At 75.7% G+C, this 14353-nt stretch carries 13 protein-coding genes; 5 read left to right on the forward strand and 8 right to left on the reverse strand.

Annotated elements, in window-relative coordinates; all coding sequences use genetic code 11:
* Positions 1-121: 121 nt before the first annotated feature.
* The 4 genes from LG396_RS06550 to LG396_RS06565 all read right to left on the reverse strand — a co-directional run bounded on the left by LG396_RS06550 (position 122) and on the right by LG396_RS06565 (position 5410).
* The gene (locus LG396_RS06550; RefSeq protein ID WP_308190065.1) at positions 122-1348 is read right to left on the reverse strand and encodes a globin domain-containing protein; all 1227 of its coding nucleotides are present in this window, start codon (positions 1346-1348) and stop codon (positions 122-124) included.
* 84 nt (positions 1349-1432) lie between these two features.
* Positions 1433-1888: a GNAT family N-acetyltransferase gene (locus LG396_RS06555; RefSeq protein ID WP_225794017.1), complete on the reverse strand. Its 456-nt coding sequence runs from the start codon at positions 1886-1888 to the stop codon at positions 1433-1435.
* Positions 1889-1985: 97 nt separating this feature from the next.
* The gene (locus LG396_RS06560; RefSeq protein WP_225793995.1) at positions 1986-4103 is read right to left on the reverse strand and encodes a polysaccharide pyruvyl transferase family protein; all 2118 of its coding nucleotides are present in this window, start codon (positions 4101-4103) and stop codon (positions 1986-1988) included.
* Positions 4100-5410 (reverse strand): tetratricopeptide repeat protein, encoded by a 1311-nt coding sequence (locus tag LG396_RS06565; RefSeq protein WP_225793996.1) that lies wholly within the window; start codon positions 5408-5410, stop codon positions 4100-4102. Before LG396_RS06565 ends, LG396_RS06560 begins: the two co-directional genes overlap by 4 nt.
* A gap of 304 nt (positions 5411-5714) precedes the next feature.
* On the opposite strand from LG396_RS06565, the gene prcB reads away from it, so the two are divergent.
* A complete protein-coding gene (gene prcB / locus LG396_RS06570; RefSeq protein WP_100301271.1) occupies positions 5715-6554 on the forward strand; it encodes a proteasome subunit beta in 840 nt (279 codons plus the stop codon).
* A 107-nt stretch (positions 6555-6661) separates the two neighbouring features.
* On the opposite strand, the gene sigJ is transcribed toward prcB, so the two are convergent.
* Both sigJ and LG396_RS06580 read right to left on the reverse strand, forming a co-directional pair.
* Complete coding sequence (gene sigJ, locus LG396_RS06575; protein ID WP_225793997.1) at positions 6662-7612, reverse strand: RNA polymerase sigma factor SigJ; 951 nt, start codon at positions 7610-7612, stop codon at positions 6662-6664.
* Positions 7596-8522 (reverse strand): NAD-dependent epimerase/dehydratase family protein, encoded by a 927-nt coding sequence (locus LG396_RS06580; protein ID WP_225793998.1) that lies wholly within the window; start codon positions 8520-8522, stop codon positions 7596-7598. The genes sigJ and LG396_RS06580 overlap by 17 nt, the downstream gene beginning before the upstream one ends.
* 179 nt (positions 8523-8701) lie before the next feature.
* Between LG396_RS06580 and LG396_RS06585 the strand changes: the two genes are divergently transcribed.
* A complete protein-coding gene (locus LG396_RS06585; protein WP_225793999.1) occupies positions 8702-9640 on the forward strand; it encodes an aminoglycoside phosphotransferase family protein in 939 nt (312 codons plus the stop codon).
* Positions 9641-9690: 50 nt separating this feature from the next.
* On the opposite strand, the gene LG396_RS06590 is transcribed toward LG396_RS06585, so the two are convergent.
* Both LG396_RS06590 and LG396_RS06595 read right to left on the reverse strand, forming a co-directional pair.
* The gene (locus tag LG396_RS06590; RefSeq protein WP_018852222.1) at positions 9691-9915 is read right to left on the reverse strand and encodes a DUF397 domain-containing protein; all 225 of its coding nucleotides are present in this window, start codon (positions 9913-9915) and stop codon (positions 9691-9693) included.
* Positions 9916-10201: 286 nt separating this feature from the next.
* Positions 10202-10963, reverse strand: a complete 762-nt coding sequence (locus LG396_RS06595; protein ID WP_225794000.1) for a S1 family peptidase — start codon at positions 10961-10963, stop codon at positions 10202-10204.
* 217 nt (positions 10964-11180) lie between these two features.
* Between LG396_RS06595 and LG396_RS06600 the strand changes: the two genes are divergently transcribed.
* The 3 genes from LG396_RS06600 to LG396_RS06610 all read left to right on the forward strand — a co-directional run bounded on the left by LG396_RS06600 (position 11181) and on the right by LG396_RS06610 (position 14213).
* Positions 11181-11771: a 3'-5' exonuclease gene (locus LG396_RS06600; RefSeq protein ID WP_225794001.1), complete on the forward strand. Its 591-nt coding sequence runs from the start codon at positions 11181-11183 to the stop codon at positions 11769-11771.
* Between the two features lie 239 nt (positions 11772-12010).
* Positions 12011-13294: a DUF5919 domain-containing protein gene (locus LG396_RS06605; RefSeq protein ID WP_225794018.1), complete on the forward strand. Its 1284-nt coding sequence runs from the start codon at positions 12011-12013 to the stop codon at positions 13292-13294.
* A 169-nt stretch (positions 13295-13463) separates the two neighbouring features.
* Positions 13464-14213 carry an exonuclease domain-containing protein gene (locus tag LG396_RS06610; protein ID WP_225794002.1) on the forward strand — a complete coding sequence of 250 codons (750 nt, stop codon included), beginning with the start codon at positions 13464-13466 and terminating at the stop codon, positions 14211-14213.
* Positions 14214-14353 lie beyond the last annotated feature (140 nt).

Raw genomic sequence — 14353 nt, forward strand, 5'->3', positions numbered from 1 at the left:
CCTCGGCGCGGCCGGGGAGCGGGGACACCTGGGCGGGGCGATCGGGTGGCGGCGGGGGGTTCGCCACCGCCACCCTTGGCAGTGGCGAACCGGCACATGCCGCCGGACTACCCGCGCGCCCTCACCGGTCCGCCGGGTTGATCCATTGCGGCTGCGACGGGTGCAGGAACCACGACGAGTGCCCCGGCTCCCGCCCCCCGTGCTCCGGCGGCGGTACGTGGTCGTAGGCGATCTGCTCCGGCGGCGTTCCGTACCCCCGCACCGTCTCCCGCACGTCCGAGATGAACTGCGCCGGCCCCGACACGTACACCCGGTGCTTCGGCCAGTCCCGGTGCGCCGACAGCGCCGCCTCCAGACGGCGTGCCGTCGCGCCCTGGCGCTCCGTGCGCTCCGGCGTGATCACCGTGACGTCCACCCACGAGTGGTTCTTGCGCAGCGCGTCGACGGCCTCCGGGTCGTAGAGGTGCGACGGGCTGCGGGCCACCAGGAACAGCCGGGCCGTGGTCGGGGTCCAGCGGCGGACCATCTCCTCCAGCAGGGCCCGGATCGGCGCCCAGCCCGTGCCCGCCGCGATGAAGGTCACCGGCTGCCCCGCGCGCTTCGGGAGGACCGCCGTGCCCGCAGGGGCGCCCAGGCGCAGGGTGTCGTTCGGGGCGATCCGATCCACTAATAGCGGGCTCAGCAGGCCGCCGTCGACTCTGCTGACGTGCAGGTCGATGGTGCGGTCGGCGCGCGGGGCGCAGCCGATGGAGTACGGGCGCCACACCCGCGGCACCTGCGGGGCGGAGACGCTGACGAACTGGCCCGCGGCGTACGGGAGCGTCCGGTCCGGGAGCAGGGTCAGGACCGTGACGCCCGGGGCGGCCCGGTGGCGGGCCACGACCCGGCAGTCCCACCAGCGCGGCGCCTGCTGCTTGTCCGCCTCCTCGCTGCCGCCGATCATCGCCTCGGAGAGGACCTTGTACGCGCCGAGCCACGCCTGCTCCGTCTCCTCGTCCCAGGTGTTCGGCAGGCCGAAGCGGAGCGCGGCGATCAGGCTCTCGCCGACCGCCGCGTAGTGCTCGGGGCGGGCGTCGAACTTGCGGTGGTCGCGCCCCAGCGTCGCCAGGTAGCGGGGCAGGTCCGGGTCGTCGAGGCGCTGCACGACGAGGGTGAGGGCGGCGAAGAGGCGGTCGCGCTGCTCGGACATGTCCGCCGGGAACAGCTCGCGGACCCCCGGATTGCGGGCAAACAGATGCGAATAGAAATACTTGGCGACATGGTCGGCTCTGCGTTCAACTCGGGCAAAACTCGCCCGGATTCGCTCGTTTGCATCCACGCATACGGACGGTACTGACCCATGGGTCACTTCTTCAACACGGCCTCGAACAAGTTTCCCAAGTCGCCACCGAATGTCTGTTCCGCCCGGGGCCCAGCAAGTGGAACGGGCCGCCTAGAGGCGGATCTCCAGCACCCGTCCCGGCCACACCGGCCGCCCGGGGCGCTCCACCGAGAACGTCGCGCCCGGCGTGAAGCCCAGCCGCTCGTACTGCCGCGCCAGCGCCCCGCCGCCGCCTCCGAAGCAGTCCACCCGCAGCAGCCCGACGCCCCGCCGTGCCGCCTCCGCCCGCGCGTCCGCCACCAGCGCCGCGCCCACCCCCGAGCCGGCCAGCGCCCGGTCCGTCACCAGCAGCCGGATGTACAGCTCCGGCTCCCCGGCCGCCGGGACGAACTCCTGCGGCTCGTCCGCGAGCACGCACACCCCCGCCACGGCGCCCCCGGGCGCCTCCGCGACCCGTACCAGGAAGTCGCGTGCGTACTTCTCGACCTGCGCCACCCGCTCCGGCAGCCCCGAGAACGGCTCCGTGCCCCACTGCTCGGTCCGCCCCCGCGCCGTCAGCCACGCCACCGCACCGTCGAGCAGCGCGAGGACGGCGGGAGCGTCGGCAGGGCCTCCTGTACGTATCTTCATGTACGGGAATCTAGCCGGGCCCGGCACGCCGCGCCTACGGCGTCTCCGCCTGCCGTTCCAGGCCCAGCGCCGGCCGCAGCCGCGCCAGGTTGTCCCGCGTCGCCCGCCACAGCACCCGCTGCCGGTCCAGCACGTCCGCCACCGCCGCGCCGTGGTCGTCCAGCACCGCCTCCGCCCGCTCGACCAGCACCTCCGCCAGCCGCTCGTCGTCCACCCGCACACCCCACTCCGGCCGGTCGATGTCGGCCAGGAAGTACGCCAGCTTCGGGTGCGAGACCAGGCTCAGCACCGGCGTCCCGCAGCCGAAGGGGATCATCCCCGCGTGCCCGCGCATCCCGATCACCAGCCGCGCCCGCCGGTACGCGGCGCGGATCCCGTCGTTGTCCAGGTCGTACAGCGCCTCCACGGGCAGCGCGATCCCGTGCTCCCGGCGCAGGTCGTGCGCGAACTGCTCGTCGGCCGCCATGTGCGCGGCCACCCGCACGTCCGCCCGCTCGCGCAGCGCCCGCACCGCCCGCGCCATGGCGTCCAGGAACCGCGGATAGCCGTCGCCGAAGCGCATCCCCGCCCGGTCGTACGCGCAGTTCACCAGCACCGTGTCGGCCCGCTCCACCGCGGCGTCGTCCCAGCCCGGCTGGAGCAGCCGGGTCAGGGTGGTGGGGCAGGGCTGGTACGCGACGCGGTCGCGCAGCCGCTCCGGCAGCAGCTCCCGCACCCGCTCCACCGAGCCGCGGTTGCGCAGCCCGAAGAACGCCGAGCGCTCCACCAGCGCCGCGAGGCTCTCGCGGAAGCGGCTGCGGCGGTAGGACTGGCCGGGAAAGACGTTGTAGCCGACGGCGAAGACCGCCAGCGGCACCTCGATCCGGGCCAGCAGCCGGTCGGGTACGTTCCACTGCCACGCGCTGTTGCCGTTCGGCCAGGTGTCGGGCAGGAACAGCCCTCCGCCGCCGACGACCAGCCCGCGGCGCGCGTTGACCTCCGCCAGCGCCTCCTCGTCGAACAGCCGGTGCACGGGGACCGGGTGCCACCGGCGCGCGGAGGGGTCGGTGCCGAAGCAGAGCCGGACGGCCTCGGGGAGGACCTTGTCGCCGGCGTTCTCCTGGCCGGTGGCGTACGCGGCGGCGTGCGCGAGCTGCGTGGAGACCACCGACGCCTCCCCGCGGTGGGCCGCGAACTCGGGCAGCCCGTAGCCGCCGCGGAGCATGGCCCGGCAGGTGCGGTTGGTCGGTTCGGCGTCCAGGCCCTCGCGCGCGTACGCCTTCGACCGCTCCTCGTCGCCGCGCAGCCAGGCCAGCCGGGCGAGCTGGCTGAACGCCTTCGGCGCCAGCTCGGGGGACGCGGCGGCGAGCAGGAGGTGGGTCTCGGCCTCGTCGTAGCGGGAGACGGCCATGAGCGCGGTGCCCATGGTGTCGTGGAAGCGCGGCTGGTCGGCCCGCGGACGGGCGGCGGACAGGGCGTCCACGGCCTCCTCGTACGCGCCGATCGCACGCAGCCCGAGGGCGGTGCGGCGGGCGAGGTCCGTGGCGGGGCGCAGCCGCAGCAGGGGCGGGCCGTAGTGGAGGAGCAGGTCGGGGTGCTGGCGGTGGGCGGGCAGGGCGCAGTACGCGCGCCAGAACTGCTCGTCGGTCAGGTCGTGGCGGGCGCGGGTCTCGTCGGACGGGTCGCGCAGGACGGCGAGGTCGGCGGCCACGAGCCAGCGCGGATGCAGCTCCACGACGTCGTCGTACGCGGCGGTGAGGCCGTCGTCGTACGCGCCTGGGCCGGCACCGGCGCCGTCGCCGGCGGGCAGCTCGACGATCCGGGGGTGCAGCCGGCGGGCCGCGGCCAGGACGTCGTCCGGCAGGCCGTCGTGGCGGAGCAGGAAGTCCTCGCAGACGCCGGGGTTGGCCAGGGCGAGGCTGCGGAGCAGCGCGGGCAGCCCGGCGGTGTGGCCGGGGTCCGCCGCGTCGACCCGGCAGGCGAAGGCGACGCGGGGTGCGCGGCCGGCGGGGGCGGCCGGCGCCGGCCCGGGGTCGCCGGGGCCGTCGGCGCCGCGGGGGCGGGGCGGGACGGGGCCGGGTATTGCGCGGGGCGGGGCGGCAGCCGGTGCCGGGGCAGCGGCCGGGACGGCAGCCGTCGCGGGGGCGGGGGAGCGGGGGGCGGAAGCGGTCATCGCAGGGCGGTCCTCGTCTTCGTACGGTCCTTCGCCCGGGAGGCGATCCAGCGGCGCTCCTCCGGCCGCAGCCGGCCTGCGCCGTGGACGTCCAGCCGCGGGCTGACGTCGAGGTGGTCCAGCAGCCGCAGCACGGTGAACGCGGCGCTGGTCCCCGGTCCCCAGCCGCCGTCCCCGAGCAGCGCCGGGTCCGCGAGCGGGCGGCGCAGCGAGGCGTCGCCGAGGCCGTCCTGCGCGCCGGGCACCGCGCGCCTGACCGCCTCCCGCCACGTCTCGCCGGGGTCGGCGAAGAGCAGCCGGACGCCGGCGGGCCGGTGCCACGAGTCGCAGTCCGGATCGGCGACGGCGTGCACGTCGGCGCGCTCGCCGCCGCGGAAGTCGTCGCAGCGGACGACGAGTTCGTAGTCGCCGGCGTCCTCGAACCGGTCCGGCCCGACGACGACGCAGGCGGTCTTCCCGGCGACGAGGCCGCGGAAGTCGGCGACGCCGACGGGGCGGGCGCCGCCGAGCAGCGGATCGGCCATGCGGCCCTGGTCGAGGAGCCGGCTGTACGTCCCGTACAGGCCGGCGAGTTCGCGCACCCGCGCGTCCCCGGCCCCGTACCGGCCGACCTGCTCCCCGACGTACGCGGTGAACGCCTCCCGCACGACCGCCGGCACCGCCTCGGCCCCGACGACCGCGGCGAACGCCCGCCCGGCGGCGGGGGCCGCGCCCGGCTCGCCGCCCGCGCCGCCCGCGCCGCCCGCGGGCTCCCGACCGGGGTCCGCCGTGTCCCCCGTGTCCCCTGCGTCCCCCGGGCCCCCGGTGTCCGCCGGGAACAGCTCCACCGCCGCCGCCAGGCACTCCCGCTTCTCGCGGGCCGCGGCCAGCAGCACCGGCGTCTCCGGGTGGGTGCTCCCCAGCGCCAGCGTCCGTTCGTACGCCTCCGCCGCCCCCGCCGAACGGCCCAGCGCGTCCAGGGCGTGCGCGCGCAGCCGCCACGCGGCGCGGGACTTCGCGCGCAGCGCGACCCCCGTGTCCGCCAGCTCCACGGCGAGCAGCAACTCCCGTTCGCCGCCCGTCTCCACCGCCCGGTCCCCGGCCCGCAGCAGGGTGTCGAACAGCTCCGCGCCCACCGTCTCGCGGCGCGGCGGCGGGGCGGTGCCGAGCAGTTCGCCGAGCGCCGCCACCAGGGCCGTACGGGCAGTCCCCGGTCCGCCGCTGGGCGGCGGCCGGTCCGCCGCGTCCTCCTCGGCGGTCAGCCCGGCCAGGTATCCGGTGCACACGCGGGCGCACTCCGCGAGCGCGAATGCCTGTTCTGCTCTCACCCGGCGGGACGGTCTGGATCGCGGAGTCTTCATCGTGCTCCCGGTTCGTGCGGCAGGGTGCGACTGTTCCGCAGCCGCCGACGCCCGGTTTGGCCACGTGGCAGACGTGAGATGAACACTGCGCGAAGCTCGGGTCGCGGGCGCGGACAGCGGGGGACAGCGGAGCCCGGCGGGGCCCGCGGGGGTACGGGTAGGGTCGGACGGTGCCTGACCGGTACGCGCTCCGGCGCGGCCCGCGCCCGGAGGCGAACGGCCGTGGGGCGAAAGGCCGGACGGATCGAAAGAGTCGACGAAGGGAACCGCCGTGGAGCAGCTGCCGCCCGAATTCCTCACACCCGGCTCGTCGTCGTTCGCGGACTTCCTCGCCGCCCACGCCCCGGAACAGCTCCCAGCCAACCGCCGCCTCGGCGGCGCCGGGGACCCCGCCGGCGCCGCGGTCGACTTCCCGCACGGCACCACCATCGTCGCCGCCTCCTACGCCGACGGCGTCCTCCTCGCCGCCGACCGCCGCGTCACCCTGGGCAACGGGATGATCGCGCACCGGGACTTCGAGAAGGTCTTCCCGGCCGACGAGTTCTCCGCCGTCGGCATCGCCGGCTCCACCGGCATGGCCGAGGAGATGGTCCGCCTGCTGCGCCTGGAGCTGGAGCACTACGAGAAGATCGAGACCGTGCCGCTCTCCCTGGAGGGCAAGGCAAACCGCCTCGGCACCCTCATCCGCGACAACCTCGGCCCCGCCATGCAGGGCCTCGCCGTCGTGCCGATCTTCGCCGGGTACGACGTGCGCAGCGGGGCCGCGCGGATCTACTCGTACGACATCACCGGCGGCCGCGCGGAGGAGAAGGGCTTCGGCGGCACGGGCTCCGGCTCCGTGTACGCGCGCGGGGCGATGAAGAAGCTGTACCGCGAGGGCATGAGCGAGGACGACGCCGTGACGATGGCGGTGCAGGCGCTCTACGACGCGGCCGAGGACGACAGCGCCACCGGCGGCCCGGACGCCACCCGCCGCATCTACCCGCTCGTCCACACCGTCACCGCGGAGGGCTGCCGGCGGCTGGACGACGCCCGGGTGGCGGAGCTGTCGCTCGCCGTGCTGGAGGGCCGCCGCGGCCGCCCGGACGGGCCGAACGCGCCGCTGGCGTAGCGCACTTCGCACCGCCGGACCCCACCCGCCGGACTCCCGCCCGGGCACCCGCGGCCCGTCGCGGCCGGACGGGAGACGCCCGTACGGAAGACGCCCGGCCCGCCCGGTCAACCCGGCGGCGGCCACCGTGCGATGTCGGACACCGGCCCCAGGTGGCCGAGCTTGTCGGGGTTGACCACCGACCGGATCGCCACCACCAGGCCGTCCGCCACGTCGAGTTCGAACACGCCGGCCACCCGCGCCCCGGCGTCGTACATCACCGCGCCCGGCCGGCCGTTGACCCAGGCCGGGCGGAGGGTGACGCCGAGCGGCCGGAGCCGGCGGAAGAGGCCGGCGAGGAGCCGCAGGACGGGCTCCCGCCCGGTCGGCGGGCGCGCGACCACCTGCGTCTTGCCGCCGCCGTCCGCGTGCAGCACCACGTCGGGCGCGAGCACGGCGAACAGCTCGTCCATGTCGCCGCCCGCGGCGGCCTCGAAGAACCGGCGGGCCAGCTCCTCGCCCTCCGCCTGCCGCCCCGGCGGCGGGGCGCCGTCCTGCCGTACCCCCGCGGCGATGCGGCCCCGGGCACGGGCGAAGATCTTCCGGCAGTTGACCTCGGACTTGCCCGTCGTCCTCGCGACCTCGCGGTAGCCGTAGCCGAAGACCTCGCGCAGCATGAAGACCGCCCGCTCCACCGGCGTGAGCGACTCCAGCAGCACGAGGAACGCCATGGACAGCGAGTCGGACAGCTCGGCGTACTCGGCGGGGCCCGGCCGGTCCGCGGGCACGACGACCGGCTCGGGCAGCCAGTCGCCCACGTACCTCTCCCGCCGCACCCGGGCCGAGCCCAGGTAGTTGATGCCGAGCCGCGTCACGGCCGTGGTCAGGTAGGCCTTGAGGTCGGCGATCTCGGTGCCCGCCCGGCGCGCACGGGTCAGGCCGAGGAACGCGTCCTGCACGATGTCCTCGGAGTCGCCCACCGACCCGGTCATCCCGTACGCGATGGAGAACAGCAGCGGCCGGTAGCCGGCCGTCGCCGCGTCCGTCCCGTTCCCGTCCCCGTCAGCCGGCCCAGGCACGGAACCCCTCCCGCCAGCTCCCGTAGCGCGGCACCCAGCCCAGCTCCTTGCGCGCCTTGCCGTTGGCCGACCCGCGCGCCGTCGTCATCTGCCCCACGACGAACTCGCCGGCCAGCAGCCGCCCGAGCCACGCCGGCAGGTGCCTCGGGGGCTTCGCCCCCGCGACCTCGGCGAGGTACGGCAGCCACTCCGCGACCGGCGCGGGCTCGTCGTCGACGACGTTGTACGCGCCGGGCCCGCCGTTCTCGACCGCGGCGAGCGTCGCGGCCGCCGCGTCGGCGATCTCGATGAACGACCAGATCCCGGCCCCGCCGCCGATCACCGGCAGCTGCCGCTTGCGCACCGCGGCCACCATGGCGTCCGAGGCGCCCCGCCCGTAGAACGTGCCGTAGCGCAGCACGATGCCCTCCGGTGCCCCGAGCGGCACGTTCTCGTCCACGTGCCTGATCGCCGCCAGCGTACGTGCCGCCGACGCGACGGCCGGCCGGGTGACGGTCGCGTCGTCCTCGGACTTCACCGGGCCGCCGGAGTGCTCGTAGACGAAGTTGTGGCTCTGTGCGACGACGCGGCGGGTGCCGGCCCGCTCCGCGGCGGCCAGCAGGTTGTCGGTGCCCCGGGTGCGGAGCTCGTTGGTGGCGGCGAACACCTTGTCCACGTTGCGCAGGCTCCGCATGTCGCCCAGCGCGGTCATCTGGTGCACGACGACCTCCGGTGCCGCGGCGTCCACGGCCGCGAGCACCGCCTCGCGGTCCAGCCCGTCGAGCACCACCGGCTCCGCGCCCTGCGCCCGCAGCTGTGCCGCCTTGGCAGGCGTCCGCGTGGTGGCGGTGACCCCGTGGCCCGCCAGGACCAGCTCGGGGACGAGGTGCCGCCCCAGCACCCCGGTCGCCCCAGTGACGAAAACTCGCATGATCTTCCCTTTCGTGTGGCAACCCCTGGAGACAGGGCAGCACCCGAATCTGTGACACCCGGCGCGGACAGGGGCGCGGGCAAGGTGCGCGGGGCGGCGCGGAGGGGACCCGGGCAGGGCGCGGGTACGGCGTGGAATTCGGGGGGCGGCGGGCGGACCCCCGCGGGTACCGTCGGACGATGAGCGACCCCGCCCTCTTCCCGCCCGGCCTGCCCGTCCTCACCGAGATGCGCCTGCACACCTCAGGACGCGCCTGGCTGGCGGAGCTGCCCGCCCTGGTGGAGAAGCTCCGCACCCGGTGGTCGCTGCACTTCGGCGCCCCGTACATGGGCGGCAGTTGCTCCTGGGTGGCACCGGCCCGGCTGCCGGACGGAACCCGCGCCGTCTTCAAGGTCACCTGGCCTCACCGCGAGGCGGCGGGCGAGGCCGAGGGCCTGCGCATCTGGGACGGCCGCGGCGCCGTACGCCTCCTCGACCACGCGCCCGAGCACCAGGCGCTGCTGCTGGAGCGCTGCGAGCCGGGCACCGAGCTGGGCGCGGCCGACGGGCTCGGCACCGAGCGCCGGCTGCGGCTCGGCGCCGGTGTGCTGCGCGACCTGTGGAGCGCCCCCGTACCGGCGGACACCGGCCTCGAACGGGTCGCGGACGTCTGCGCCGAGTGGGCGGACCTGGTCGAGGAGCGGATGGCGCGGCTGCGCCCCGGCTACGACCCGGGGCTCGTCGCCCACGGCGCCCGGCTGCTCCGCGAACTCCCGGGCACGGCCGCCCGCGAGGTCGTCGTCCACGGCGACTTCAACCCCGGCAACGTCCTCGCCGCCGCGCGCGGCCCGTGGCTGGCCATCGACGCCAAGCCGATGACGGGCGACCCGGGCTACGACCCGTTCCCCCTGCTGGAGCAGATCGACGACCCGTTCGCCACCGCGGACCCGCACCGCACGGTCGCGGACCGCCTCGCGCTCCTCGCCGACGAGCTGGGCGAGGACGCGGACCGGCTGGCGGCGTGGGCGGCGGCCCGCCGGGTGGAGGCGGCGCTGTGGTCCGCGGAGCACGGCCGGGCCGACGACGGCGCGGGCGTGATGGCGGAGGCGCGGATCCTGGCGGACGCGGCCGGCGGTTAGCAGCCGGCGCGTGGGGACCGGCGGGCGGCGGAACGCGCGGGGGCGAGCCGTTACGCCTCGAAGTCCCCCGACTTGACGCCGTCGACGAACGCCTCCCAGGCGGCCGCGGTGAAGACCAGGGCCGGGCCGTGCGGGTCCTTGCTGTCGCGCACCGGGACCAAGGTGGCGTGGAAGCCGTCCGCGACCTCGAGGCAGGCGGTGGCTGCACGGTCGCTGTAACTGGTCTTGCGCCAGCGGGCGTCACTCAGGTCGAACCGGTCGTTCCATGCGGTCATGCCGCCCAGTCTTTCGCCCGCGACCGGAACGCGGCAAGGGATTGCCGGTTGGACATAGCGGCACCCCGCCGCGGTCGGGATGTCCGCGGCGGAGCGCTGCTCGGCGGACGGCCGGGGAGGATGGATGGCCGCCCCCTCTCGGGGTCCGCCCACCCGCCCCGCGCGCAGTCAGGCGGGACAGGCGGGGCAGGTGGGCGGAGAGTGGACGGATGCGCCCGGTCCGGGCGTGCCGGCGTACGGACCGGGTGCATCCGCCCGGCTTCAGGTGCCGTGCGGCGGGTGGGCCTCAGACACCGGCGATGGACTGGATCCAGGAGCGGTACCGCGTGACGTTCGTGTACGCGGTGGTGGTCTGCCGGTCGCTGGTGGACGCGACGCCGACCTGGGCGCCGTTCGCCATCATCGGACCGCCGGAGTCGCCGCCGGCCGTGATGCCGTCGCCGCGCCGGGCGCAGATGGCGTTGCCGCCGTAGGCGTCGCTGCAGCCGCCGGTGACGGTGACGTTGGCGACCTTCAGGTACTGCGACTGGCAGTTGATCTCCGAGCCGCACTGCGAGGTGGCGCCCCAGCCGTAGACCTGTACGTTCTGGCCGACCGTCACGGAACCGGGCTGCCCGAGCGTGGCGTACGTGGTGGAGACGGACCGGTCGAGCCGGACCAGCGCCAGGTCGGAGGAGTGGGTGTAGGTCTGCACACCGTTGGCGAGGGTGCCGCCGCTGGTCTGGTCGAGGCTGCCGATGCGGAAGGACAGCCCCCCGCCGCTGACGCAGTGCTTGGCGGTGAGGATCCAGGTGGGTGCGATGATCGACGCGCTGCACGTCTGGCGGCCGTTGGAGAACAGCCGCGCGGCCCAGGGGCCGCTCTGGGCGTAGCCGCCGCCGATGATCTTCGTGGACGGCGGTCCTTCGGGCGTACGGGCCTGGGCGGCCGCGGGGACGTCGGCGGCGCCGCGGGCGGACGTGTGGTCCGCTGCGACCGCGGTGGCGCCGAAGGTGAGGGCGGCCACCACGGCGGCGACGAGCGTGGGGAGTGATCTGGTTATTCGCAAGGTTCCTCGTTTCCGAAGGCACGCGGGTTCGGGTGGTCCCGCGCGTGGAGGGGCCAGGGAAGTACCAGGCGTCAGGATTCCGGAAACCGGGAGTTCGCGGTAATCACAACTTCCCATAACGCGCAGCGATGGAAGCGGCGGTGCGTTCCCCCGCGGAGCCCCGGGCCCGCGGAAAACGCCGCGCGGCGCGCGGCCGTAGCGTGCTTGGCTGGTGCGCATGACCACGCAACTCCTCGACCGCGTCCTCGTCGTCGACGTCGAAGCCACCTGCTGGGAGGGCGCGCCGCCGGCCGGGATGAGCCCGGAGATCATCGAGATCGGGCTCTGCGAGCTGGACGTGCCGACCGGTGAGCGGATCTCGCGGCGCTCGGTGCTGGTGCGGCCCGAGCACTCCGAGGTGAGCGGCTTCTGCACCCGGCTGACCACCCTCACCGCAGAACAGGTCGCGGCCGGCGTGCCGTTCGCCGAGGCGTGCGCGCTGCTGCGGCGCGAGTACGGCGCGCGGCAGCGGGTGTGGGCGAGCTGGGGGGACTACGACCGGCGGCAGTTCGAGCGGCAGTGCGCGGCCGGGGAGGCGGCGTACCCCTTCGGCAGGCGGCATGTGAACGCCAAGACGCTCTACGCCCTCGCCCACGGTTTCGGCCGCGAGCCGGGGATGGCCGAGGCGCTGGCGCACGCCGGGCTGGAGCTGGAGGGCACCCACCACCGCGGCGTGGACGACGCCTGGAACATCGCCGGGTTGCTCGCGGGGATCCTGCGGGACGTGCGGTCGGCCGCGGCCCAAGTGCCCCCCGGGGGCGGGGCGTAGCGGCGCGGCGGACCGCAGGCGGTCGTCCGGGGGCCGTTCACGGGGCACTTGGCGGTCGTCCGCGGGGCGCCGGGCGGCGCTCCGCGGGCCGTTCGCGGGTCGTTCGCCGTCCGCCCGGGTGACAACCGTGGAACCCGGCGCGGCAGTTGGGTTACCCCTGGCCCGATCAGGGTGCGCCCCGGGGATCGTGGCAGTACGCTGCCGTGATCGTGGAGCAGGGCGCGGAAGGCGGTACGGGCGTGGGTGCGGGCGGTCTTGAGCTGCCCCCGGCAGGCGGTCCCGAAGACGGGGATCGCGGGGGCGGCGGCTCGACCGAGCCGCCACCGGGCGCGCCACCGCCGCCCGGCACGGTGTCGCTGGCCCGGCCGATGGAGATCGGCGCGGAGATCGGCTGGGGCGAGGACGACTGGGACGAGGTACGCACCCGCGCGGCGCGCGCGGGGCGGGCGTACATCTGGCTGAACGTCGTCGAGCAGCGGCTGCGCTCCGTCGTCGCCTCGGTGCTGCGCCCCGTCTACGAGCCGGTGCACGGCGAGGACTGGGTCGTCGCCGCGGCTGGCCCCGCGGGCCAGGAGTGGGTGCAGCGGGCGGTCGCGGTGCGGGAGGTCAGCCGGCGCAAGGGCTACCTGCTCGACCCCGCGGACGACAACGTCATCAGCTTCCTGACGCTGCCGCAGCTGCGCGAGCTGATGGTGCAGCACTGGCCGTGCTTCGAGCCCTACCTCGACGACCGGCGCGACCTGGAACTGGCGCTCGACGAGCTGGAGGTCGCCCGCAACGTCGTCTCCCGCAACCGCGCCCTGTCCGGCACCGTGCTGGCGCAGGCCGAGCGCGCGGCGACCCGGCTGCTGCGCCTCCTCGGCGCCGACGACCAGCCGCCCTCCGCCGACCGGCTCCCGGTGGACGCGGTGGAGGACCTGGTCGGCGACCGGTACGCGGACGTCGTCGGCGTCCACCCCGACCGGGTCGGGCTGCAGCGCGCGCTGCCGGTGGAGGACCTCTTCGGCGGCGCCCGGCGGCTGGACGCGATCGGCATCGGGCTCAACCTGCTGGTGCAGAACTACTCCGGCCGCCGGCTGGGCCGGCTCGCGGAGGGCGGCTGCCGGATCCGGCTGCTCTTCCTCAACCCGGCGAGCAGCACCGTGCGCCGGCGGGAGCGCGAACTCGGCATGAAGCGCGGCGAGCTGGCGCGGGCGGTGGAGACGAACATCATCCACATGCGCCGGGTCCGCTCCCGGCTGCGCCCGCAGGGCGGGGCGGACCCGGCGGGGGGGTTCGACATCCGGGTCTTCGACGAGACGCCGCGGTTCACGGCGTACCTGATCAACGGTGACCGGCCGGACGGGCTCGGCGTGGTGCAGACGTACCTGCGGCGGGCGCGCGGCGCGGAGGCGCCGGCGCTGGTGCTGCGGGCGGCGCGGCGGGAGCTGGTGCACGGCCAGGGCGGCGGCGAGCCGGGGCTCTTCGAGGTGTACCGGGAGGAGTTCGAGAGCTTCTGGACGGACGCGCGCCCGGTCTCCTGACGGGCGCCGCGAGCCCTCTCCCCGGCTCCCTTTCCACGCGTTTTCCGCTCGTTTTCCACGCGCTTTCCGCGCGCCCCGACCGCTCCCCGGTATCCGGAGTCTTCCGGTCCGGTATGTCAGTGGCGGGTGAGAGTGTGGAGTCACTGGCCACGGAGCAGGGAGGGCGCCCATGGGGTGGTACGGGGAGCTGCTGGTCGGCTTCGATCTGGAAACGACCGGGACGGACCCGGGGGAGGCGCGGATCGTCTCCGCTGCGGTCGTGGAGGCCGTCCGCGGCGTGCCGACGCGCAGGCGGGAGTGGTTGGCCGACCCCGGTGTTCCGGTGCCGCCGGAGACGACCGCGATCCACGGGATCACCGACGAGCGGGCGACGGCCCACGGCCGGCCGGCGGCGGAGGTCGCGGACGAGGTGGCGGACGCGCTGGCGGCGCACTGGACGCGCGGCGTGCCGGTCGTCGCGTACAACGCCACGTTCGATCTGACGCTGCTGGCCGCGGAATTGCGCCGCCACGGGCTCGCCTCGATGCGCGAGCGGCTGGGCGGAGGGGAGGAGGGCCCGGTGATCGATCCGTACGCGATGGACAGGACGGTGGACCCGTTCCGGGAGGGCAAGAGGACGCTGGAGGCGGTCTGTGTGGAGTACGGGGTGGTGCTCGGCCGCGCGCACGACGCCGCGGAGGACGCGCTGGCGGCGGTCCGGCTGGCGGTGGCGATAGCCGAGCGGTACGGGGACGTGGCGTCGGCCGGCGCGTGGGACCTGCACCGCGGCCAGACGGACTGGCACGCGCAGCGGGCGGAGGGCTACCGCCACTGGCTGGCCCGCCAGTCCCGCGACCCGGCACCGGTGCCGGCGCCGGAGGCCGCGGCGGCGGAGCCGGTGCCGAAGAGGGGCTACGGCCCGGACGGGGCGGTGGCGTAGGGGAGGGCTCGCGGCGGGCGCGGGACGGGCGTTGACGCCCGCCGCGACCCTCGAAAGCCAGGCAGCCGGCCCCCGCCCGCCTTGCGGGCGGGGGCCGCTGCCGCGCGTTGCCGCGCTGCCGCGCGTTGCCGCGCTGCCGC

Source organism: Streptomyces aculeolatus (assembly GCF_020400605.1).
Classification (GTDB): domain Bacteria; phylum Actinomycetota; class Actinomycetes; order Streptomycetales; family Streptomycetaceae; genus Streptomyces; species Streptomyces aculeolatus.

What these genes read in the sequence shown, in the direction of transcription:
- LG396_RS06610 (WP_225794002.1), top strand. Translation starts at nt 13,464, where the DNA reads ATGGGGTGGTACGGGGAGCTGCTGGTCGGCTTCGATCTGGAAACGACC.
- LG396_RS06590 (WP_018852222.1), bottom strand. Translation starts at nt 9,915, where the DNA reads ATGACCGCATGGAACGACCGGTTCGACCTGAGTGACGCCCGCTGGCGC.
- LG396_RS06580 (WP_225793998.1), bottom strand. Translation starts at nt 8,522, where the DNA reads ATGCGAGTTTTCGTCACTGGGGCGACCGGGGTGCTGGGGCGGCACCTC.
- LG396_RS06600 (WP_225794001.1), top strand. Translation starts at nt 11,181, where the DNA reads ATGACCACGCAACTCCTCGACCGCGTCCTCGTCGTCGACGTCGAAGCC.
- LG396_RS06585 (WP_225793999.1), top strand. Translation starts at nt 8,702, where the DNA reads ATGAGCGACCCCGCCCTCTTCCCGCCCGGCCTGCCCGTCCTCACCGAG.
- LG396_RS06560 (WP_225793995.1), bottom strand. Translation starts at nt 4,103, where the DNA reads ATGACCGCTTCCGCCCCCCGCTCCCCCGCCCCCGCGACGGCTGCCGTC.